20 protein-coding genes are annotated in these 20,670 nt (G+C 59.7%); 8 read left to right on the forward strand and 12 right to left on the reverse strand.

Annotated elements, in window-relative coordinates:
* The first annotated feature begins 13 nt into the window (after positions 1-13).
* Positions 14-1,942 carry a 1-deoxy-D-xylulose-5-phosphate synthase gene (dxs, locus tag ACR0C3_RS20975; RefSeq protein ID WP_480760349.1) on the forward strand — a complete coding sequence of 643 codons (1,929 nt, stop codon included), beginning with the start codon at positions 14-16 and terminating at the stop codon, positions 1,940-1,942.
* A gap of 9 nt (positions 1,943-1,951) precedes the next feature.
* Here the strand turns inward: dxs and ACR0C3_RS20980 are convergent, their stop codons facing one another.
* Positions 1,952-4,162, reverse strand: coding sequence for a glycosyltransferase family 32 protein (locus tag ACR0C3_RS20980; RefSeq protein WP_480760351.1), 2,211 nt, complete (start codon positions 4,160-4,162; stop codon positions 1,952-1,954).
* A gap of 193 nt (positions 4,163-4,355) precedes the next feature.
* Between ACR0C3_RS20980 and ACR0C3_RS20985 the strand changes: the two genes are divergently transcribed.
* Positions 4,356-5,324 (forward strand): glycosyltransferase family 2 protein, encoded by a 969-nt coding sequence (locus tag ACR0C3_RS20985; protein WP_480760352.1) that lies wholly within the window; start codon positions 4,356-4,358, stop codon positions 5,322-5,324.
* Between the two features lie 3 nt (positions 5,325-5,327).
* Here the strand turns inward: ACR0C3_RS20985 and ACR0C3_RS20990 are convergent, their stop codons facing one another.
* The 8 genes from ACR0C3_RS20990 to ACR0C3_RS21025 all read right to left on the reverse strand — a co-directional run bounded on the left by ACR0C3_RS20990 (position 5,328) and on the right by ACR0C3_RS21025 (position 15,028).
* Complete coding sequence (locus tag ACR0C3_RS20990; RefSeq protein WP_480760354.1) at positions 5,328-7,568, reverse strand: glycosyltransferase family 2 protein; 2,241 nt, start codon at positions 7,566-7,568, stop codon at positions 5,328-5,330.
* Positions 7,568-8,608, reverse strand: a complete 1,041-nt coding sequence (locus tag ACR0C3_RS20995; protein ID WP_480760355.1) for a glycosyltransferase family 2 protein — start codon at positions 8,606-8,608, stop codon at positions 7,568-7,570. The genes ACR0C3_RS20990 and ACR0C3_RS20995 overlap by 1 nt, the downstream gene beginning before the upstream one ends.
* A gap of 189 nt (positions 8,609-8,797) precedes the next feature.
* Positions 8,798-9,265 (reverse strand): Hsp20 family protein, encoded by a 468-nt coding sequence (locus tag ACR0C3_RS21000; RefSeq protein WP_170484927.1) that lies wholly within the window; start codon positions 9,263-9,265, stop codon positions 8,798-8,800.
* Between the two features lie 126 nt (positions 9,266-9,391).
* On the reverse strand, positions 9,392-10,207 hold the full coding sequence (locus ACR0C3_RS21005) for a trypsin-like serine peptidase (RefSeq protein ID WP_480760356.1): 816 nt from the start codon (positions 10,205-10,207) through the stop codon (positions 9,392-9,394).
* Positions 10,204-10,995, reverse strand: coding sequence for a trypsin-like serine peptidase (locus ACR0C3_RS21010; protein ID WP_480760357.1), 792 nt, complete (start codon positions 10,993-10,995; stop codon positions 10,204-10,206). Before ACR0C3_RS21010 ends, ACR0C3_RS21005 begins: the two co-directional genes overlap by 4 nt.
* Positions 10,996-11,114: 119 nt before the next feature.
* Entirely contained in the window at positions 11,115-12,434 is a 1,320-nt protein-coding gene (gene glcF, locus ACR0C3_RS21015; RefSeq protein WP_480760358.1) for a glycolate oxidase subunit GlcF, read from the reverse strand.
* A gap of 4 nt (positions 12,435-12,438) precedes the next feature.
* On the reverse strand, positions 12,439-13,539 hold the full coding sequence (locus ACR0C3_RS21020; RefSeq protein ID WP_480760360.1) for an FAD-binding protein: 1,101 nt from the start codon (positions 13,537-13,539) through the stop codon (positions 12,439-12,441).
* Between the two features lie 49 nt (positions 13,540-13,588).
* Positions 13,589-15,028, reverse strand: a complete 1,440-nt coding sequence (locus ACR0C3_RS21025) for an FAD-linked oxidase C-terminal domain-containing protein (RefSeq protein ID WP_480760362.1) — start codon at positions 15,026-15,028, stop codon at positions 13,589-13,591.
* A gap of 81 nt (positions 15,029-15,109) precedes the next feature.
* Between ACR0C3_RS21025 and ACR0C3_RS21030 the strand changes: the two genes are divergently transcribed.
* Positions 15,110-15,820, forward strand: a complete 711-nt coding sequence (locus ACR0C3_RS21030) for a DUF599 domain-containing protein (RefSeq protein WP_480760363.1) — start codon at positions 15,110-15,112, stop codon at positions 15,818-15,820.
* Between the two features lie 35 nt (positions 15,821-15,855).
* On the forward strand, positions 15,856-16,203 hold the full coding sequence (locus ACR0C3_RS21035) for a hypothetical protein (RefSeq protein WP_480760365.1): 348 nt from the start codon (positions 15,856-15,858) through the stop codon (positions 16,201-16,203).
* Positions 16,204-16,206: 3 nt separating this feature from the next.
* Here ACR0C3_RS21035 and ACR0C3_RS21040 read toward each other — a convergent pair whose 3' ends face one another.
* Genes ACR0C3_RS21040 through rsfS form a run of 3 tightly spaced genes read right to left on the reverse strand, consistent with a single transcriptional unit; the run spans position 16,207 to position 17,579 of the window.
* Positions 16,207-16,692, reverse strand: a complete 486-nt coding sequence (locus ACR0C3_RS21040; RefSeq protein WP_170692384.1) for an NAD(P)H-dependent oxidoreductase — start codon at positions 16,690-16,692, stop codon at positions 16,207-16,209.
* Between the two features lie 12 nt (positions 16,693-16,704).
* Positions 16,705-17,175 (reverse strand): 23S rRNA (pseudouridine(1915)-N(3))-methyltransferase RlmH, encoded by a 471-nt coding sequence (gene rlmH / locus ACR0C3_RS21045; RefSeq protein ID WP_170379769.1) that lies wholly within the window; start codon positions 17,173-17,175, stop codon positions 16,705-16,707.
* Between the two features lie 44 nt (positions 17,176-17,219).
* Positions 17,220-17,579: a ribosome silencing factor gene (rsfS, locus tag ACR0C3_RS21050; protein WP_170379770.1), complete on the reverse strand. Its 360-nt coding sequence runs from the start codon at positions 17,577-17,579 to the stop codon at positions 17,220-17,222.
* 229 nt (positions 17,580-17,808) lie between these two features.
* On the opposite strand from rsfS, the gene ACR0C3_RS21055 reads away from it, so the two are divergent.
* From ACR0C3_RS21055 to leuD, 4 genes are read left to right on the forward strand one after another with little or no spacing between them, the layout of a single operon-like run.
* The gene (locus ACR0C3_RS21055; protein WP_152611973.1) at positions 17,809-17,916 is read left to right on the forward strand and encodes an isopropylmalate isomerase; all 108 of its coding nucleotides are present in this window, start codon (positions 17,809-17,811) and stop codon (positions 17,914-17,916) included.
* A 43-nt stretch (positions 17,917-17,959) separates the two neighbouring features.
* The gene (gene leuC, locus ACR0C3_RS21060; protein WP_170459358.1) at positions 17,960-19,363 is read left to right on the forward strand and encodes a 3-isopropylmalate dehydratase large subunit; all 1,404 of its coding nucleotides are present in this window, start codon (positions 17,960-17,962) and stop codon (positions 19,361-19,363) included.
* Positions 19,364-19,400: 37 nt separating this feature from the next.
* Complete coding sequence (locus tag ACR0C3_RS21065) at positions 19,401-19,955, forward strand: HdeD family acid-resistance protein (RefSeq protein WP_170379776.1); 555 nt, start codon at positions 19,401-19,403, stop codon at positions 19,953-19,955.
* Between the two features lie 42 nt (positions 19,956-19,997).
* Positions 19,998-20,603, forward strand: a complete 606-nt coding sequence (gene leuD / locus ACR0C3_RS21070) for a 3-isopropylmalate dehydratase small subunit (RefSeq protein WP_170472726.1) — start codon at positions 19,998-20,000, stop codon at positions 20,601-20,603.
* Positions 20,604-20,670 lie beyond the last annotated feature (67 nt).

Here is a 20,670-nt window from a genome sequence, read left to right on the forward strand (position 1 = left end):
AGGAACGCGCCAAATGTCTGACCGTCCGAATACGCCACTGCTGGACCTTGTGAACCGCCCTGCGGATCTGAAGCAGTTCTCGGACGCGCAACTGCATCAGCTAGCGCAGGAATTGCGGGCCGAGACGATCTCGGCCGTGTCGGTCACCGGCGGGCATCTGGGCGCGGGCCTTGGTGTGGTTGAGTTGACGACGGCGTTGCACGCAGTCTTCGACACACCACGCGACAAGATTATTTGGGATGTCGGGCATCAGTGCTATCCGCATAAGATCCTGACCGAACGCCGCGACCGTATCCGTACCTTGCGCATGAAGGATGGCCTCAGCGGCTTCACCAAACGCAGTGAAAGCCCCTATGACCCGTTTGGTGCGGCGCATTCCAGCACTTCGATCAGTGCCGCATTGGGCTTTGCCGTCGCCCGCGATCTGGGCGGGGTAACCCCAGAAGGGCTGGGCGATGCGATTGCGGTGATCGGCGATGGCTCGATGTCTGCGGGCATGGCGTTTGAGGCGATGAACAACGCAGGCCACCTGCGAAAGCGCCTGATCGTGATCCTGAACGACAACGAGATGAGCATCGCGCCACCCGTCGGCGCTCTGTCGACCTACCTGTCGCGCATCTACGCCGAGGAACCGTTTCACGAGTTGAAAGCCGCCGCCAAAGGCGCGGTCTCTCTGCTGCCCGAGCCCTTCCGCGAAGGAGCCAAACGCGCGAAAGAGATGCTCAAAGGGATGGCTGTTGGCGGGACCTTGTTCGAAGAGCTCGGGTTCTCTTACCTCGGCCCGATTGACGGGCATGACATGGACCAGTTGCTGCCGGTTCTGCGCACCGTCAAGGCACGGGCCACGGGGCCGATCCTGATCCACGTGCTGACCAAAAAGGGCAAGGGCTACGCCCCGGCTGAGCAGGCCCGCGACAAGGGCCACGCAACCGCCAAGTTCGATGTGGTCACGGGTGAACAGAAAAAAGCACCCTCAAACGCGCCGTCCTATACTTCGGTCTTCGGCAAAACGTTGGTGGAAGAAGCTGCGCGAGATGACAAGATCGTCGCCGTCACTGCCGCCATGCCCGATGGTACCGGATTGAACCTGTTTGCGGAACGCTACCCCTCTCGCTGTTTTGACGTGGCGATTGCGGAGCAGCATGGCGTGACCTTCAGTGCCGCGCTGGCTGCAGGCGGGATGAAACCCTTCTGCGCGATGTATTCGACGTTCCTGCAGCGCGGGTATGATCAGGTTGTGCATGACGTGGCGATCCAGCGCCTGCCGGTGCGCTTTGCCATCGATCGCGCAGGGCTTGTTGGCGCGGATGGGGCCACCCATGCCGGGTCATTCGACATCGCCTATTTGGCTAATCTGCCGGGCATGGTGGTCATGGCCGCCGCGGATGAGGCCGAGCTGATGCATATGGTGGCCACCGCCGCAGCCCATGATGATGGCCCAATTGCGTTCCGCTATCCCCGAGGTGAGGGCGTTGGCGTTGATCTACCCGAACGGGGCGAAGTTCTTGAAATCGGCAAAGGCCGGTTGATACAGAAAGGCGCACGCGTGGCTTTGTTATCCTTCGGCACCCGTCTGGCCGAGGTTCAGAAAGCAGCTGAGGCCTTGTCGGCACGCGGCATCACTCCGACAATAGCGGACGCGCGCTTTGCCAAGCCGCTGGACCGCGATCTGATCCTCGATCTGGTCGAAAACCACGAGGCGCTGATCACCATCGAAGAAGGGGCCGTTGGCGGCTTCGGCAGCCACGTCGCGCAGCTCTTGGCCGACGAAGGGGTGTTTGATAGCGGGTTCAAATACCGCTCGATGGTCTTGCCCGACATCTTCATTGATCAGGCCAGCCCGGCGGACATGTACGCGGTGGCGGGCATGAATGCCGAGCAGATCGAAGCCAAGGTTCTGGATATTCTGGGCGTTGCGACCATCGGCGAAAAACGCGCCTAGCGGCCTCGTCTAGCCCAATTCTTTCAACCCCAGCCGCACGGCCCGGTTGGGGTTTTGTTTCAGGATATGTGCGCCAAGTCGGCGGGCGAGGTCCTTGTGCCCTTTCTTGACCGCGCGATTGAACAGCTCTCGCTGGTAGCGCGGGAATTGTCTGCGGGCGCGCAGAAGGGTGTAGAACTCAGCCTCAGTCAGGGTGCCGTTCAACGCCCCCAGAATGATCGGGTGCAAGATTCCCATCTGCAGCAGAGACGACCCCAACCGATGCCCCAACAGCGGCGCGCGCAGATGCGAGACGTTGGCGTTCGTGAACCGCGCCGCGTGGCCCGCATCCAGCGGCTCATAGGGATCATAGAGGATCGACACCCGTCGCGCCGCCTGACTGACCTGCGCGGCATCGCCATAATGGCCGGTAAAGTCCCGATCCCACACGGTTTTATAGCGCGTCTCCCACGGGACAACGGACTTGTCGACCGTGCTTTGCGGTGAGATCGCAACCACATCGCAGCCCGGCGCTGCCGGAGAAAAGGCGCAGGCCGCATAGCCGCCCATCGAGGCCCCATAAAAGACAACACGCTGAAACTGCTGGAAGAAACCGCTTTGCTTCAACTCATCGAATTGGTCATAAACCCAGGGTTCACGATACCAGGTCCAGCCGCCCGCGATGGCCGAAAGCATCGACCAGTTCTGCTCTTTGATGAAGGAATATCCCCATGGGCGACGGTCTTTACGGTTGTTCATCGCCACGTCCAGATTGTCGAAGGTCACCACAAGAGTGTCCTTGGACCGTGGCATATAAAGCAGTGAATGCCCGTTCTCGCCGGGACGATACCAGCCGTCCTTGCCTGCAAGATCCGTCGCGATCCGCGCCCAGCTGCTTTCCGCATCGGTGGGTTCTGGCGGTTTTGGCAGAACCTTCACGCGGGTGACCTCGTGCCCGTCAACCTCATGCGTGGCGATCTTTTCATTGGTCCCAAACGCCTTAAGGAATGGAAACGCGCCCGAGCCTTTGCGGATATCCATGAACAGCCGCGTGTCGGAATGCAGCATCCGAGTCAGGAATTTCTCAAGGAACGGCACCTTGTAGCGATCGCCAAATCCTTCGAGATTGCACAGCACATCCACCGGCTTCAGCCGGTCCTCAGCGGTGATGATTTCGATCCGGTCCGGGTCGACCTCATGATCAGTCAGAAAGGCGACGTAGTTTTCAATCCAAGGCTCCTCTTCGGGTTTGAACTTGCCGCGACGGTTGACGTCGACCAGCTTGACGTCGCAATCGAACTTGTGATGCAGCGCAAGAACAAAGCTCCGCGCCTTGCCGGTCAGATCCGCGACCGAGCGGACCTCGGTCAGGTCGACCTCATCAATCAGCGCTCCGTCAAACACCGTGTGCCCGCGCCCTTTGATCGGCGCGAGGACCGGGTTGATACCCGTCTCTGCCACAAGTTTGGCAAGATACGTGCCTTTGGGCGGCAGGCCGTTGTGATGGTTGCCCAACTGGCGCTTGTTGGAGGCCCACAAATGAAGTGCCGTGGTGTCTTCGGTAATCAGCTGCTTGGCCAACGCCACACGACGCATGAACTTGTAGCGCTCGGGGAAGGTGACCGGGTAGAAGGCGCTGACCGGCAGGGCGTGGTGCTCCAAACCCAACGCGTGAACAAAATGTGTTACCATCATCGGCCCCCAGACACCCCATGGCTGCTGCGAAATGTGAACCGGGTTGCCGCTTTCCGCCGCCTGCTGCATGGCGCGCTGTTTCGCCTTCGGCAGGAACGGCGCGATGGAATAGCGATCCTCGGTGAAGTCCAGCATCTGGCGCAGCAGCTCGCTGTCAGCGGGTATGCCCAGCACCGCGTTGTTGATCCGAGGTGAGTCCGGCAGCTCATAGCCAAAGACATAGTCGCTGTCATAGGTCATAGGACGGTGGCAGAAGACATCCGTGTCGATCCAGATCATGCCGGGGCATTTCTGGATCATGTGCAGCCGGAACCAATCAGCAAACAGCGCGAATGAGTTCTTCTGTTCGTATTTGATGAAATCGTCGGTATCTATGATCTCGCGCCCGTCGCGGCGGATCACACCATCAGGGACGTTGGGGATATCCTCGTAGGAAAACAGGGTGATCTTCTGCCCTTTGTCCACAAAGGATTTCAGGCACAGCTGTTCAAGCCAACTGAGCGGGCCACCGATCCATAACGTGCCAACCTCGCGCGTGCGTGCCATCCGCGTATCCTTGTGCCTGCGTGTATTTTGGCACACGCGTCGTTTTCTTGATCCTAAGGTCTTGCGCCGCGCTTGGGTACCGCCAGATTACGCAGCAGGCGCGAATAGTTGGCCGGGCGTGACCTTGGTGCATCCCGTTTTGCGCCGCATAGACAAGACCCAAGCGCCAAAGCAGGCAAGCGAGCAGACAGTCATGAGCAATGAGACTTATACAGTCGTCTCCACGATGAAAAACGAAGGCCCCTACATCATTGATTGGGTGGCGCACTACAAAACGCTGGGCTTTGACCACATTCTGGTCTGCACGAATGACTGCACCGACCCCACCGTCGAAATCCTTCTGCGCCTGCAAGAGATGGGGCTGGTCACCCAGCACAACACGATCATTCGCAGCGGCGGCATTCACCGTTCGGCCCTGCGGCAGGCCTCGCGTCGCTACGACATCGTGATGGATGCCAAATGGGTCTTTGTCTGCGATGTGGATGAGTACCTGAATATCCATATGGGCGATGGCTCGGCCCGCGCGCTGGTCGAAGGGTCTGGTGCGGATGCGGATGTAATCTCGGTCCCTTGGCGGGTCTTCGGCCCGGACCATATCGAGCGGTTCGACGACGCGCCCGTCACCCAGCAATTCACCATGGGCGAGCTTGAATGGGACGCAGAGGAACGGCCCAAAACCGGTAAATTCGTCAAGTCTCTCTACACCAACCAGCATAAATTCAAGCGGATGGGCCTGCATGCGCCGGTGTCGCTAGATGAGCATGTCTCGGACACGAAGCGTGTTCTGCCCGGCGGCGCGGACTACGTCGTTGATGGCGCCCGCACCGAGAACCCGCCTTTGTTTACCCACGCGCAGGTCAACCACTACGCGTTGCGTTCGATGGAGAGTTTTCTGATCAAACGCGCGCGTGGGCGGGCGAACCACAGCCACCACGTGCTGGGTATGGAATACTGGGACAGGTTCAACCTCAACGACGAAAAAGACACCTCGATCGAGCGCTACGCCCCGCAAAGCAACAAGCTGGCGGATGAGTTGAAATCTGACCCGGTTTTGGGCGATCTGCATGCGCGGGCGGTCGAATGGCACCGGCGCAAAGCAGCCTCGATGAAGCTGGATCCGGAAATGGATGAACTTGTAAACGGGCTGAAAGCCGCGCTTTAGGCTCTAATGCTGTGTTTCCCCGTCATGATCGACGGTAAAGAACCAATCTTTGTCGGGGTCATGCTCCAGCACGTCATCCGGAATGGATGAGGGGCCTTTGAGGAACACATTCGCCCCGAAATGCCGATGCAGACGCGCAAGCTTTTCAAGGCGCGCGCCTGTCAGTTCGGCGTAGAAAGCGGCGTAGTTCGGCGTGGCCTTCAGCTCTGCGATCTTGGCACGGTGGCAATCTACCGAATGGGCATGCGCGGCGGCGATCTCGGGATCGCTGAGCAGGCGGTCCAGTTCGGCCTGCATCGCTGGCACCATGCGCGCGATGGAATGATCCTCGGCGTAGTTGTTGTTCATACGGAACCAGTAGGCGAGGCCTTGATCACGCTCAACGTGGTTCACCCGGCCCCTGTCGCGCTTGACCAGAAAGCTCTCGGCCGAGCGGACAGCGTAGTGGTTTAACTGCACAAGATCATAGCCATAGGTGTTGATCGTGGAGCGCCAGCCATTGCGAAACATCGAACGCGGCATCGGCGCGCCGGACCCGTTGACCCAGTTGATCTCCTCCCACAATTGCGGATTGAGGCCCTTGGGGCGATGTACACCCAGCTTTCGGAACAGGCCGATATTGCGGAACAGCGTCTTGAACCCCCAGGCCTGATGCGGTTTGCGGGCATATTCAGGGGCGCAGCGCTGGAACTGTTCGATAATGGGCCTGTCTTCGAACTCGTGCGAATCGCCGTTGCCGAACAGACGCCAAGTCATCGCGATCATGTTCGCATCAGGTACAGCGGCAAACAGCGCGTCCAGAGTGCCGTCGCCGCATTTGATGTTCACGTATTCATCCACATCAATGCAGGCGACCCACGTGGCGTCTTTGACGATCTGCTCATCATCCGCGGAATGCAGGGCCGCGTGCTGCGGACGCATATCCATCTGCCGGAACGGGTTGTCTCGGTGCTGAACCAGGCCTTTGCTTTGCAGCATCTCCAGCATCGTATCAGTGCCGTCGGTGCAGTCATTGGTGTAGATCAGGAAATCATCGAACCCGATAGCCCGATGATAGGCGAGCCATTCCAGAATGAACGGGCCTTCGTTCTTCATCGTGGTCACGATGGCACAGCGTCCGCGCCCTGTTTCCTTTGAGGTGACCTCCAACTCGGGCATCCGCACCGGTTTGTGCCCCCAGGTCGTGGCGGACAATTGCAACAACGGCTCATGCTCGATCAGAGAGGTCTTGGGCACGATTTTCGAGATCGAGCGTGTTGGGTGCCGCAACAGCATATGACGGTAGAACCCCATAGTTAGGGTCGAATCCGGGCGCGCATTTCCAACCCGGACCAACCGCCAGACCGCATCTGGGGCGGATTTGGCCGGCGCGATGCACCAGCGCTGCCGACCGCCCGTCGCATCGAACTGCACGCATGTATGATCGCCGAAATGTGCCTTTTGGCCCGCACGCACGCGCCACGGATAGCAATGCCGCCCGAAAAGCGCGATCAGCCCGCCCTCGGCTGCGACGGCTGCGTCGAAGACAGATGTATCTGTTTCGACCATAAGGTCATGCACGTCGATATTTGCCACAGCGCGCGCCTGCGCCAGAAACCGTGTGCGCATGATCTCATAGACCGAAAACGCGCCAAGGGGGCTGTCCCATGGGCTGGGGGGCGGGACGTTCATCCGGTCCTTGCCCGGAGACTCGCTAACGCAAAACGGGTGCGCCTCGGGCGGAAGGTCGGGTTTACCAAGCGGCACCGGGCTCTGGACGAGAACCACCTGACAGGTCAGTGCGTGAGCTTCCAGACCCTCGCGAAGCGCGGCGGCAAACCCATCCTCGGCACCCGGCCTGGCACGGTCGAGGACCACCGCGGCCTCAAGACCCTGCGTTTCGATGTGATAGGTCAGCCACTGCAACACGATCTCAACGCTTTCGCCGTTGCGTTGAGCGATAAACGCATTCTGTCCCTCAAACAGCGCGCATTCCGAGGGCGCACTGGCCTCAAACGGAACACCGCAGATCGTGAACCGAGGCAAAGCGTGTTGCGGCAAGCGATATCGCAGGATGCGCGCGTCGCCCACAGCGCCCATCTCCTCAAGCTTACTGCCATCAGAGGGGATGACGTCCTCAGGCTCGATCAAACGGTCAAAGAACAACGTGACGACCTGCGCGCCGCCATCCTGATGCACAACCGCATCGAGCAGGATCGCGACACCCAAATCCTGACCTGCAAGCTGCCGTTCGATCAGCCCCATCACTCAGCCGCCTTTGACAAAAGCGAGACCTGTCGGGCAACAAACGCGGCCCCCTCTTGCGCCGAGGGCGGGATGCTGTTGACCAGCCCTAGGCGGAACTCCAGCCGTACGGCCTCGATATCTTGCTGCAAGGCCGCATAGGCGGCGCGGTGCCAGTTCAGGCAGGCCTCATGCGCGGCAGCTACGCCGGGCAGGTCCATCAGGTCGGCGTAAACAGCACGGGTCACGTTCATCATTGCGGAAATGCTTGTCTCTTCGACCGTGTTCCAGTTGCGCTCGGCCCAATAGGTCACCCCGATTTCGCGCTCCGTGTGGTTCGGCAAACCGCGCACGCGTTTAACCATGAACTCTTCGCGCGAGCGCAAGGCATAGTGGTTCAACCAGACCTGACGCGCGTCCACAGGCAGACCATAGAGCGAAATCGCGCTATCATTCCACACGAAGCCCACCGGCAGGTCCGCCCCATCCGGCCCGATCCAGCGCGCGGGTTTTGACGGTTTGCTGCGGGGCCGATGCACCCCCAGCTTCTGAAACGCCGCCGGACGGTGGAGCGTCTTGAACAGGTGGCCGAGCGGAAAATGCAAATCCTCGGGCGCGGCTTGTGTAAACCTCTCGGGCGTCAAACCGCTGCCACGCTGTACTTGACCACCCGTGCCAAAAAACCGCCACGGCAAGGCAAGGGCATCGAAGGACCCTGATGCTGCCTCAAACCGGGTCAACAAATCTGGCAGAGTGGCATCCCGCAGACACAAGAATTCATCACAATCGAAAAACAGCGCCCAGTCGGCCGAAGCGTAAGCTGGGTGATCCGAGGCGTGTTTCAACGCCTGCCACTGCACGGCCTTATTGCCCTTAGGGTTGAATGGAAAATGCTCAATCCGCGCATCCTGGGCCAGCGCCTGCAACAACGCATCTGACCCATCCGAGCAATCGTGGCTCAGCACCAGAAACCGATCGACGCCTGCCGCAAGGTGATGGGCCAGCCATTCCACCAGAAACGGCCCGTCATCCTTCTGACATGTGATGCCCAATAGGGTCATGCATGACCTCTGACTGCTCTTGGTCTTTTCATTCACTTATAGGCAGATCGGAACAGGAAAGCCACGTGGTTGATCAGGGAAGAGAGCCCTTGGGTAGCGCCAAAAAACAACGCCCCGCGTCTGGAGGAACGCGGGGCGGGTGTTGCGGCAGTCAGGGAGGAGGAGACCGCCGCAGGAACTTAAGGCGCGTCAGTTCACGGCCTTGGCATCAACCACATCTTTTTCGATGGCCTTACCCGAGGAAATCTGAATCCGGCGCGGTTTCAGCGCTTCGGGCACTTCGCGCTTGAGGTCAATGTTCAGCATGCCGTTTTCATGGCTGGCACCTGTCACGCGAACATGGTCGGCCAGGGCAAAGCGGCGCTCAAACGCACGGGTGGCGATACCGCGGTGCAGATAGCTGCGGTCCTTGTCCTCGGCGGCTTTCTTGCCAGCCACGATCAGTGCGTTTTCCTTCACTTCGACGGACAGGTCTTCTTCAGAAAAACCGGCGACAGCGACGGAAATCCGATAGGTGTCGGCGTCGGTTTTTTCGATGTTGTATGGGGGATAGCTGGGCTGTGCCACGTCGTTGGTCAGAACGCGGTCCATCATGTCGGCGATCTGGTCGAAACCAATGGTGGCGCGGTGCAGCGGTGCAAAATCAAAACTACGCATGTGTCGTTATCCTCATCCTTGAGCGATTTACGATGTTCAGCCCTCCAATCTGGACGGGCCTCGGGTGATACCGGACCCCGTTGTGGCGATCCGATACAAATCAAATGGGTAACGATTTACGTAAGTTCAACCCCCGCCCGAGCTGATGAATTTCGCTCCTGAACCGGACTTGCCCGAACCCACCTGCAATCTGCGGATCGTGGCTTTGGGTTGGGGCGCATCCCGCCGCATGATCGCCTTGAGTTCGGAGACGACCGGAGATAGCTCCATCCCGAAGCCGATCTTGCGCCCCCCACTCTCGCCAATAGCGGAGACAACCGACAAAATCTGCCAGCGCGACCCGTTTTTGGTCAGAACGGCCGACCCCGATGAGCCAAAGGTGACATCGCAATCAAAGGTGATCAGCCCGTCTCTCCGATCTAGGATTCGACAGGATTTTTCGCGCGTTATGGCCTCGGACCGGCCTCGCCCGTAAGAGGCTACACTGAGTTCCGAGCCGATGACGGGGCCCTTGTACAGGACAAACGGGTCGGCAACCGAATAGGGGATCGGCTCGTCCAGCCGCATCAGCGCCACGTCTTCGCGCACACCTTTATTCGACAGAGGGTCATTGGCCCCATAGCTTGGCAGCGTGGCAATCTGAACCACCTTGCGCTCGGCCAGGGCGACGCCATTGCTCAGCCCAGCGCGGAATGTCACCTCGCCCGGCTCATAGGCCTGTCCGGTGCGTTTATCCAAGGCACAATGGGCGGCTGTCAGCACCATGTCCTGCGCAATCAGCGTTCCCGTACAGAAAGACCGTTTGCCCACATCCAGGCGGCCGATCGCCTCCCACCCGTAGAGGTCATCGCGATCCGTCAGTGTGCGTTTGTTGCTTTGGGCCTGCGCCGCCGTGGCCACCAAAGAGGCGCACAGGACGAAAAGGGCAAAGGCATTCCTCATGGCCGGATAAACCTTGCTCCGACATTCTTGCCAGACCCGGTGCTGCCCGAAGACAGGCCAAACCCATTTCCATTGGACAGTTCCGCCTGCAGCAGCTGTAGCGATCCATCCAGCGCGGTGCCCAGCGATACGTTTTCCCCGTTAAGCTCGGCCTTGGCCGACACCACAGACACGATACGCGGACGTTCACCGCTCAGCGAAAAAATCGGCGCGCCAGAGGCCCCGAAATCGACATCGCAGGACATCACCAAAACGCCACGATGCCCGGCCATGACCGAGCAAACCTGCTGCAGCGACGGGGCCTCGGCCCGATCATGCGCGTAAGACACCACACCCACCCGCTCGCCTTGGTCAGGGCGCGCGCCGGTTTCAAAAGGAATAACGGTGGTGTTGCGAACCGGCTGCCAAAGCTCGATCAACGCCAGATCATAGCGGACACGGTCGCTGGTGGCCCTGCCGTTATAGACGTATTTCGGATGAATCACGGCCTGTCGCGCCGGACGATAGGCCGAGGCGCTGCCACGTCGCCAACCCGCGAGAAACTCTATCCGCGACGGGTCGATTCGCTTCTTGGTGTGTTTTTCGAACAGGCAATGCGCGGCTGTCAGCACCAGCGTGGGTGAGATCAGCGCGCCAGTACAAAACCCGGTACCGTCAATATCCAGCCGCCCAACAGCCATCCATTGCCGTCCGGAATCCGACGTCTCAAGGCTTTTCAGCCCGGTATCCTGCGCCGAGGCGGCCATTGGCAGCACACTCAGCACGATGGCCTTGATCCAGTTGCGCACGCGGTTCTCCGGTTCTCCGTTCCGGTCAACGGTTCTACGGGTCGCGTGGGGCGAAAATAGGGCAGGTCGGCTTGGCGGAAATTTCCTGTTCAACTGATGCCAAGGCGCATCATCGCTGCCTAGCGCAAAATAGGCACCTCGGAGGTCGCTCCACCCGCCTGCAAACCACGCGGCTCGGGACCTCCGGTGGCCCAATCCAGAAGCTCGACCGTATGGACGATCGGCAGCTCGGTTCCCGATCCGATCTGCATCATGCAGCCGATATTTCCGGCAGCGATCAGGTCGGGCTTCTTCGCCTCAAGCGTTCGCACCTTGCGCTGCTTCAGCTGGCCCGAGATCTCGGGCTGCATCAGATTATACGTGCCCGCACTACCGCAACACAGATGGCTGTCAGCGGGTTCTACAACCTTGAAGCCAGCACGTTTCAGAAGCTCTTTCGGGTAGGTCTTAATCTGCTGCCCGTGTTGCAAGGAACACGCTGCGTGATAGGCCACGGTCAACCCCTGATCCGACTGCCCGGGCAGGTCCAATTGCATCAGGACCTCACTGACATCCATCGCAAGAGCCGACACCCGTGCCGCGTCCTGTGCCAGAGGGTCATTTCGGAACATGTGCCCATAGTCCTTGACCGTCGTCCCACAGCCCGAGGTGTTAATGACGATGGCGTCCAGCCCATCCCCATCCATTTCACGCACCCAAGCACGGATATTGCCTGATGCCGCCGCGTGGCTCTGCTTGCTTTTGCCCATGTGGTGGGTCAGCGCACCACAACATCCGGCCCCTTCGGCCACCACCACCTCGCATCCCAACCTGGTCAGAAGACGGATCGTGGCGTCGTTGATATCGGTGTTCAGTGCCTTTTGCGCACAGCCCGTCATCAAAGCCACACGCTTTTTGCGCGGTGTTTTGGGCGCAAAGCTCTGCGGGTCGTCATTGCGACTGACCGGAGGGATATGTTTCGGCGCCATGTCCAGCATCGCCCGCAAGCGCGCATCCGGCATCAAGAACCGGAACGGACGGCCCAGCTTGGCCCCGATCAAGGCCCAGCGAAATCGCATCGGATAGGGCAAGATCTGCGCCAGAACCCAGCGCAGCACGCGATCGGTCAATGGGCGCTTGTAGTTGTTTTCGATATACTCGCGCGCGTGATCGACCAGATGCATGTAATGAACGCCTGACGGGCAGGTCGTCATACAGGCCAGACAGGACAGGCACCGGTCGATATGTTTGACCGTCTTCTCGTCCGGCACACGCTCATTCTCAAGCATATCCTTGATCAGGTAGATACGGCCGCGCGGGCTGTCCAGTTCATCCCCAAGCACCTGATAGGTGGGGCATGTGGCGGTGCAAAACCCGCAGTGGACGCAACTGCGCAGGATCTCGTTCGAGCGCTTGATCGCCGGATCCTGCAGCTGTTCTTCGGTGAAAGTCGTCTGCATCGGCCTACCCCATCAATCCCGGATTAAACAAGGCCCGGGGATCGAACCGCTGCCGCAAACCTTGGCTCAGGGCTGCAACCGGTGCGGGCTCCGGTTGGAACCGGCCCAGCGCCTCAACGGTCTCGGGTTTCGCCCGCACAATAGAGGCGTAGCCCTGAAAACCGCCAAGACGCGCGCGGACATCGGTGCCCTCATCCACTAACGCCCAGATCAAACCGCCGCCCCAATCGAGCAGGAGTTTATTCGCCTCAAGCCGCGCAGTGATTTCCGGCGCATCGCTGGGCTTGACCGAGATACGCCAGACATCGCCCTCTTTGCCCGCGAACGGGGTCACGTCCCGGATCGCAGGCCAGGTGGCATCTGAATCCTCTACAACGGCTACCTCGCCGAACCCGGACAACACGTCCTGCAAGCGTCCGACACGATACGCAACCGAGTCCGCAAACCCCTCAATCCGCAGCAATGCCTGACCTGTTTCGGGGGCAAAGGCTGCCCCGCTCACCTCATAAGGCGACCTTAAAGCGGCAGACAGAACCTCAACCGCGCCCGTGGCATGGGCGACCGGCACGCCCAGGGTCACGACCGCTTCGGGTTTCGGCAACACTTTCAACGACACTTCGGTCAGCACCCCAAGCGTCCCCCAGGAGCCTGCCATCAGCTTGACCAGATCATAGCCGGTGACATTCTTCATCACCCGCCCGCCATTCTTGACGACCTGCCCTTGTCCGTCGACATAGCGCACGCCTAGCAGAAAATCCCGACACGCCCCGGCCTGCACCCGCCGTGGCCCTGAGATATTGGCGGCAACAACCCCGCCTATTGTCGGCTCACCCGAGGTGTCCAGAAGCGCACGGTAATCCGCAGGCTCGAACGCCAGTTGCTGACCTTCGGCCTCCAGCGCGGCGTCAATCTCAGCCACCGGGGTTCCCGCCTGCGCAACCAAAGTCAGCGCGCCGGGTTCATAGAGCGATATCCCACGCAACCCATCCACATTCAAAACCGCCCCCGGGCCATCCACCCCGCGCGTCCCGCCGCCTGCAATACGCACCGGCCCCTGCAACCCGGCCACGATCTCGGCCAGTTCCGTTTCTGTCTCTGGTCTCATGACACTTCTTCTGTTCTAAAATACCTCGGGGGGATGGGGGCAGAGCCCCCTATTCCGCAGCCATCCGGCGCGCCTGTGACACGTCCAACGGAAACACCTTGGCTGGGTTCAGCAACCACTGCGGGTCGAACACATCCTTCACCGCCATCTGTGCCTCAAGATCGGCCGCGCTATATTGATGCGACATCAGATCCCGTTTCTCGATGCCCACCCCGTGCTCTCCGGTCAGGCAGCCGCCCACATCTACGCAAAGCTTCAGGATATCGGCACCAAACGCCTCGCATTTCTCCAGATCACCGGGCTTGTTGGCATCGAACAGGATCAGCGGGTGCATATTGCCGTCGCCTGCGTGGAAAACATTGCCGACGGGCAGGCCGTAGTCCTCGCTCAACTCACCGATGCGGCGCAGAACCTGTGGCAGCGCGGAGACCGGGATCGTGCCATCCAGACACATGTAATCGTTCATCTGCCCCATCGCACCAAAGGCCGATTTCCGACCCAGCCAAATCTTGGCGCTTTCCTCAGCGGACTGGCTTTCGCGCAGTTCCACCGGGTTGTGGCGTTTGGCGATCTCTACGATCTTCGAAAGCTGATAGTCAATCTCGGCATCCGAGCCTTCAACCTCGACAATCAGCAGCGCGTGGCAATCGGGGTATCCGGCATGGGCAAAGTTCTCACACGCCTTGATACAAAGCGTATCCATGAACTCGATCGCAACCGGCAAGATACCCGACTTGATGATGTCCGATACGCACTGACCGGCCACCTCATTGTCATCGAACCCCATCAGAACAGGCCGCGCGCCTTCTGGTTTGCGCAGGATGCGCAGCGTCGCCTCGGTCACGACGCCAAGCTGACCTTCCGAGCCGCAGATAACGCCCAACAGGTCTAGCCCGCCGGAGTCTAGATGTGCGCCGCCGATCTCGACCACGGTGCCATCCATCATCACCATGGTCACACCCAACAGGTTGTTGGTGGTTACCCCGTATTTCAGACAATGCGCCCCGCCTGAGTTCATCGCGATGTTCCCCGCAATTGCGCAAGCCAACTGAGAGGATGGGTCGGGCGCGTAGAAGAAATCCTCCTCTTCTACTGCGCCGGTCACGCTGAGATTGGTGCGGCCGGTCTGAACGCGGATGAAGCGGTTGTCATAGTCCGTCTCCAGCACGTCATTCATGCGCGCCACGCCAAGGATCACACAATCCGCTGTCGGCAGCGCCCCGCCCGCCAACGAAGTCCCCGAGCCGCGCGGGACCACCGGCACGCTCTCGTCATGGCAAATGCGCAGCACGTCCGAGACCTCTTGCGTGGTCGAAGGCAGCACCGCCAGCATGGGCGGGCAACGATACGCGGTCAGCGCGTCACACTCATAGGCCCGAGTCTCTGACGGGTCGTGAATCACTGCGTCCTCAGGCAAGACCTGTAGCAATCGCGCCAGAACGGCCTGCTTTCGCGCAAGCACATCAGGATTTGGCTGGGGCATTTCCACGGCTGATCCTCCAATTTGGTAAAATAATATTACCAATTTCTCCGTCTGGCAAGTTTTATGATCTGACCCTACTGTCGCGCCATGACCTGGATTGATCGCGCGCTTATGTTTTCGACGCTGGACTATGCGGCCGTTTTGCTTTTGCTGGCGGCCTGGCAAGGGATCGGCTGGAAGATCGAACACCCCTCGCCGGGCAAACTGTCTGTCGCGATGATGATGGATGATTTCCGCCGCGGTTGGATGCACGAGATGGTCACCCGCCAGCCCCGCATGTTCGACGCACAGGTCGTTGCAGCCATGCGGCAGGGCAGTACCTTCTTCGCCTCAACCACGATGATCGCCATTGGCGGCGGACTGGCTTTGTTGGGCAATACCGAGCAACTGGCGGGCGTTGCCAGCGATCTGGCCATTGGCAGCGCCCCTGCATTGGTGTGGGAGATCAAGATCCTCGTTGTGATCCTGTTTCTGGCAAACGCGTTTCTGAAATACGTTTGGGCGCACCGCTTGTTCGGCTACTGCGCCGTCCTGATGGCCGCCGTACCGAATGACCCTGAAGACCCGGAAGCCTACCCGCGCGCCGCGCAGGCTGCCGAGATTTGTGTGACCGCCGCCCGCAGCTTCAACCGTGCCCTCAGGGCTACCTATTTCGCGCTTGCCTCGCTCGCGTGGTTCCTTGGCCCCATCGCGTTGATCATAGGCACAGTTATCACCTTTGGTGTCCTTTACCGGCGCGAGTTCGCATCACATTCGCGAACGGTGCTTCTGACCTTGCTCCCTGACACCAAGACGTGATCCCTATTTCGCAATCAATTCCTTAGGATCTGCCCATGCGCTACCTGATTCTGACCGCTTTCCTTGCCACACCCGTTCTTGCCGATCCGCCGACCATCGAGAGCGTCTCGGCCAGCCGCAGCGGAGATACGTGGCGTTTTGATGTGACGATCCGGCATCCGGATACCGGATGGGATGACTACGCCGATGGTTGGCGTGTGCTGGACATGGACGGGGCCGAGCTTGGTATGCGCGTGTTGCATCACCCGCATGTGGACGAACAGCCCTTCACCCGCTCGCTGAGCTGCGTTTCGATTCCCGAAGGTATCACGCAGGTGCAGATTCAAGCCCGCGACAATGTCGGCGGTTGGAGCGAAGACACCACGATCATCGACCTGAACTAAGGATCAGAACACCCCGAGGCTCAGCCCCGCCGCCATAGCAGCGCCGATCTCGCGGCATTGATCCAGCTGGTCTTCGGGGATTGTCTTCTCAGCCAGTATCGCCTCAGGCGATTGAGCATGGGTGCAAATGATCAAAGGCGGCTGTACTTCTTTCAACCGCCAGCCGGTGGCGATGCGGGCGGTTTGGCGGGCGGCGTTCTCTCCATCTGATCCGGCACAGATCATCTGGGCGTAGGGGCGGCCTTCGATCCGGCCCAGAACGGGATAGTAGCAGCGATCGAAGAACTCTTTCATCAGGCCCGAAATCGCGGCGAGGTTTTCGGGGGCGCAGAAAATGTAGCCGTCGGCGGCCAGCAAATCTTCGGGTCCGGCCTGATCTGCGGTTTTCAGGACGATATCTGCCTCATCCCTACCGGCCTCGGCCGCTGCTTCGGCCATTTGCCGAGCACCGCCAGTGCGCGAATGATAGACAATCAGAAGCTGCGCCATGTCAGACCCGTTTCAGACCCGGTGATAGGGGCCGCCCGACAAGATGGTTGCGGCCCGGTAGAGTTGCTCGGCCAACATCACACGGACCAGCATATGGGGCCAGACCATGGACCCGAATGAGATGGAAAAATCCGCCTCGGCGCGCAGTGAGGGGTCAATTCCGTCTGCTCCGCCGATGATCAGCGCCAGATCCTGCCGCCCGGCGTCACGCCAGTTTCCCAGCTTTTGGGCAAAATCCGGTGAGGACATCAGCCGTCCACGCTCATCCAGCGTACAGATCACCGCTCCTTTGGGCAGCGCCTTGCGCAGCAACCCGGCCTCGGCGCCCATGCCGGCGTTTTTCTTGTCTTCAACCTCGATCACCCGCGCAGGACCAAGGCCCAGGCCACGGCCGGTCCGGTCGAATCGGGTCAGGTAATCGTCAAGCAGGGTCTTCTCGGGTCCGGCGCGCAATCGCCCGACCGCAACTATGCTGATACGCATATCTCTCTCGCCTCCGGCCCTTCAATAAAGGCCGGGATGGCGCCTCAGTTAGCTGAGGCGCTGCCGCCCGCAGGCTGCCACATCTTTTCCAGCTGGTAGAATTCACGCACTTCGGGGCGGAAGATATGGACGATTACGTCGCCCGTATCGATCAACACCCAGTCGCCGGCATCCTTGCCTTCGACCTTCGAGGTGAAACCGAATTCCTGCTTGATGCGATCCGTCAGCTTTTCCGCCATGGCTGCGACCTGACGGGTCGACCGACCCGAGGCAATCACCATATGATCCGCAACAGAAGACTTACCTTGCAGGTTGATCTGCACGACGTCTTCGGCCTTGTCGTCGGAAAGTGAGGAAAGGATACGCTCAAGCAGCTTGTCGCTGATTGACTGAGAGTGGGCCATTACACTGGCCCCGTCATCGGCGGGCAAACCCGCCTGGGTATGTAGAGACAGGACATAGTCCTCCTTTGCTGCGCGCCGTAAACCCGGCGCAGGGTAAATTCAAGGTAGCAAGCGACCCATGACATTTCAATGAAGCACGCCTGATGCCTCGCATGAATGTGCCCTGATGGCATCTGAGGGCCTTACAAGACCTTGATAGACTCGGCCAGTGTCTATATCTGACCGGAATATGAGACTCAATGTAGCCCAACTTCAGAATCTGGAAGACCGCGCGCGGTTGCGCGAACGGTTCTATGGGGCTGCCCGCACGGTTCTGGCCCGCCTATCGGCGGCCTAAGCCACCTCGCCAGCTATTTCTCATTACATACGGGAGAGGACCGATGTCCCCCAAAACACTCTATGACAAGATCTGGGATGCCCATGTCGCGCATGAAGCCGATGATGGCACCTGCCTGCTTTATATCGACCGCCACCTGGTTCACGAAGTAACCAGCCCGCAGGCTTTCGAAGGCCTGCGCATGGCCGGCCGTAAGGTGCGCGCACCGGAAAAGACGATTGCCGTGCCGGACCACAACGTTCCGACCACACCGGACCGCGTTAACGGGATCGAAAACCCCGAATCGCGCATTCAGGTCGAGGCGCTGGACAAGAACGCCAAGGATTTCGGCATTCACTACTATCCTGTGCATGACGTCCGCCAGGGCATCGTCCACATCGTCGGCCCTGAGCAAGGCTGGACCCTGCCCGGCATGACCGTTGTTTGCGGCGACAGCCACACCGCCACCCACGGCGCGTTTGGCGCCCTCGCCCACGGCATTGGTACGTCCGAGGTTGAGCACGTTCTGGCCACTCAGACCCTGATCCAGAAGAAGTCCAAGAACATGAAGGTCGAGATCACCGGCAAATTGCAGCCGGGCGTGACCGCGAAAGACATCACTTTGGCCGTAATTGGTGAGACCGGCACCGCTGGCGGCACCGGCTATGTAATCGAATATTGCGGTGAAGCGATCCGTGATCTGTCGATGGAAGGCCGTATGACCGTTTGCAACATGGCGATCGAAGGTGGCGCGCGCGCTGGCCTGATCGCACCGGACGAAACCACCTTTGAATATGTCAAAGGTCGCCCGCATGCTCCGAAAGGCGCTCAGTGGGAGGCGGCGCTGGACTGGTGGAAAACGCTCTACACCGACGAAGGCGCGCATTTTGACAAGGTCATCACCCTGCGCGGCGAAGATATCGCGCCGGTCGTCACATGGGGCACCAGCCCCGAGGACGTGCTGCCGATCACCGCAACCGTTCCGCACCCTGAGGACTTTGAGGGCGGCAAGGTCGACGCGGCCCGCCGTTCGATCGAATATATGGGTCTGGAAGCCGGTCAGAAGCTGAGCGATGTCGAAGTCGACACCGTCTTTATCGGGTCCTGCACTAACGGTCGTATCGAAGATCTGCGCGCCGCCGCGGAAATTCTGAAGGGCAAGAAGATCAAGGACGGCATGCGCGCCATGGTCGTGCCCGGTTCGGGTCTTGTCCGCGCTCAGGCCGAAGAAGAAGGCCTTGCCGAAATCTTCAAAGAGGCCGGCTTCGAATGGCGTCTGGCGGGATGCTCGATGTGTCTGGCGATGAATCCCGACCAGCTGCAACCGGGAGAGCGTTGTGCCGCGACTTCGAACCGCAATTTCGAAGGTCGTCAGGGGCGTGGTGGGCGGACTCACCTGCTGAGCCCGGCAATGGCTGCCGCTGCGGCAATCACAGGACGGCTGACAGACGTCCGCGAAATGATGTAAGGTCCCCTCATATCTAGATATTTGAGGGATTGAACAAATGAGTGACTGGATCAAATGGCTCCTGCTGGGGCTCCTATCCATAGCGTTCGGTATCTTTGTGCTGGGCGCACCTGTCGTGGCATCTGTCGCCGTGACGGTGGTAACCGGCGTGTTGCTACTGATCTCGGGCGTGCTGCAGGTTGTTGGCGGCTTCACAGTTGAAGGCGTTGGCAACAAAATCCTGTCACTCATCATGGGTGCGGTCATGCTGTTTCTGGGCTGGTCCTTTCTGGATCACCCACTGCAGGGCACGCTGACGCTGGCGACCGTTATGCTGATCCTGTTCATGGCAGGCGGCATCGCGCGGATCATTCTGTCGTTCCAAATGAAGGGAACGCAGTTTTTCTGGCCCACGATGATCTCTGGCATCTTGTCGATCGTCCTGGCAGGCATCATCTGGAGCTATGTCGGGCAGCAACCGCAGGCCCTGCTAAGCATTCTGGGGATCTTCCTGGGCATCGAGATGCTGTTCAACGGGTTCGGATTGGTCTTCATGGCGTTCTTCGTCAAGAACGCACCCAAAGACGAAACAACTGAAGCGAAAGAAGCTTAAACGCGAGGCACGGGCGCGGCCCTACCCCGCAGGAGTGTAGACATGGAAAAGTTTGACAAAGTCCACGGGGTGGCCGCCCCAATGCCGCTGATCAATATCGACACCGATATGATCATCCCCAAAGTTCACCTGAAGACTATCAAACGGTCCGGCCTTGGCGTCGTTCTGTTTGACGAGATGCGCTATCACGACGACGGGCAGGAGAATGAAGAATTCGTTCTGAACAAACCCGCCTACCGTGAGGCGGAGATTTTGGTGGCCGGAGACAATTTCGGCTGCGGTTCGTCGCGGGAACATGCACCTTGGGCGATCAAGGATTTCGGCATCAAAGTCGTGATCTCGACCAGCTTCGCCGACATCTTCTTCAACAACTGCTTCAAGAATGGCATCCTGCCCATTGTGGTCGAAGAAGAGCATCACGCGGTTCTGATGGATGACGCACACAAGGGCGAGAACGCCCGCATGACCGTGCATTTGGAAGATCAGAAGATCACCACCTCAGACGGTGTTGAGATCACCTTCGACATCGACCCGCACCGCAAGCACTGCCTGCTGAACGGTCTGGACGATATCGGCCTGACGATGGAAAAAGACCATCACATCGACAAGTTCGAGGATCACGCCGGGCAGGCCCGCCCCTGGGTGTGATTCTGGGGACGAATCTGTTGATACTCAACCTAACGGAGTCGCCAAGGCGGCTCCGTTCGCATTCTTG

It is taken from the genome of Ruegeria sp. CK3, assembly GCF_056536565.1.

Excerpts from the sequence above, each read along its gene's own strand:
- ACR0C3_RS21040 (WP_170692384.1), bottom strand. The coding sequence starts at position 16,692 with ATGGCGCAGCTTCTGATTGTCTATCATTCGCGCACTGGCGGTGCTCGG.
- leuC (WP_170459358.1), top strand. The coding sequence starts at position 17,960 with ATGTCCCCCAAAACACTCTATGACAAGATCTGGGATGCCCATGTCGCG.
- rlmH (WP_170379769.1), bottom strand. The coding sequence starts at position 17,175 with ATGCGTATCAGCATAGTTGCGGTCGGGCGATTGCGCGCCGGACCCGAG.
- dxs (WP_480760349.1), top strand. The coding sequence starts at position 14 with ATGTCTGACCGTCCGAATACGCCACTGCTGGACCTTGTGAACCGCCCT.
- ACR0C3_RS20990 (WP_480760354.1), bottom strand. The coding sequence starts at position 7,568 with ATGGGGCTGATCGAACGGCAGCTTGCAGGTCAGGATTTGGGTGTCGCG.
- ACR0C3_RS21030 (WP_480760363.1), top strand. The coding sequence starts at position 15,110 with ATGACCTGGATTGATCGCGCGCTTATGTTTTCGACGCTGGACTATGCG.
- ACR0C3_RS21020 (WP_480760360.1), bottom strand. The coding sequence starts at position 13,539 with ATGAGACCAGAGACAGAAACGGAACTGGCCGAGATCGTGGCCGGGTTG.
- ACR0C3_RS21000 (WP_170484927.1), bottom strand. The coding sequence starts at position 9,265 with ATGCGTAGTTTTGATTTTGCACCGCTGCACCGCGCCACCATTGGTTTC.
- leuD (WP_170472726.1), top strand. The coding sequence starts at position 19,998 with ATGGAAAAGTTTGACAAAGTCCACGGGGTGGCCGCCCCAATGCCGCTG.
- ACR0C3_RS20980 (WP_480760351.1), bottom strand. The coding sequence starts at position 4,162 with ATGGCACGCACGCGCGAGGTTGGCACGTTATGGATCGGTGGCCCGCTC.
- glcF (WP_480760358.1), bottom strand. The coding sequence starts at position 12,434 with ATGCAGACGACTTTCACCGAAGAACAGCTGCAGGATCCGGCGATCAAG.
- ACR0C3_RS21065 (WP_170379776.1), top strand. The coding sequence starts at position 19,401 with ATGAGTGACTGGATCAAATGGCTCCTGCTGGGGCTCCTATCCATAGCG.
- ACR0C3_RS21005 (WP_480760356.1), bottom strand. The coding sequence starts at position 10,207 with ATGAGGAATGCCTTTGCCCTTTTCGTCCTGTGCGCCTCTTTGGTGGCC.
- ACR0C3_RS20985 (WP_480760352.1), top strand. The coding sequence starts at position 4,356 with ATGAGCAATGAGACTTATACAGTCGTCTCCACGATGAAAAACGAAGGC.
- ACR0C3_RS21055 (WP_152611973.1), top strand. The coding sequence starts at position 17,809 with ATGAGACTCAATGTAGCCCAACTTCAGAATCTGGAAGACCGCGCGCGG.
- ACR0C3_RS20995 (WP_480760355.1), bottom strand. The coding sequence starts at position 8,608 with ATGACCCTATTGGGCATCACATGTCAGAAGGATGACGGGCCGTTTCTG.
- rsfS (WP_170379770.1), bottom strand. The coding sequence starts at position 17,579 with ATGGCCCACTCTCAGTCAATCAGCGACAAGCTGCTTGAGCGTATCCTT.
- ACR0C3_RS21035 (WP_480760365.1), top strand. The coding sequence starts at position 15,856 with ATGCGCTACCTGATTCTGACCGCTTTCCTTGCCACACCCGTTCTTGCC.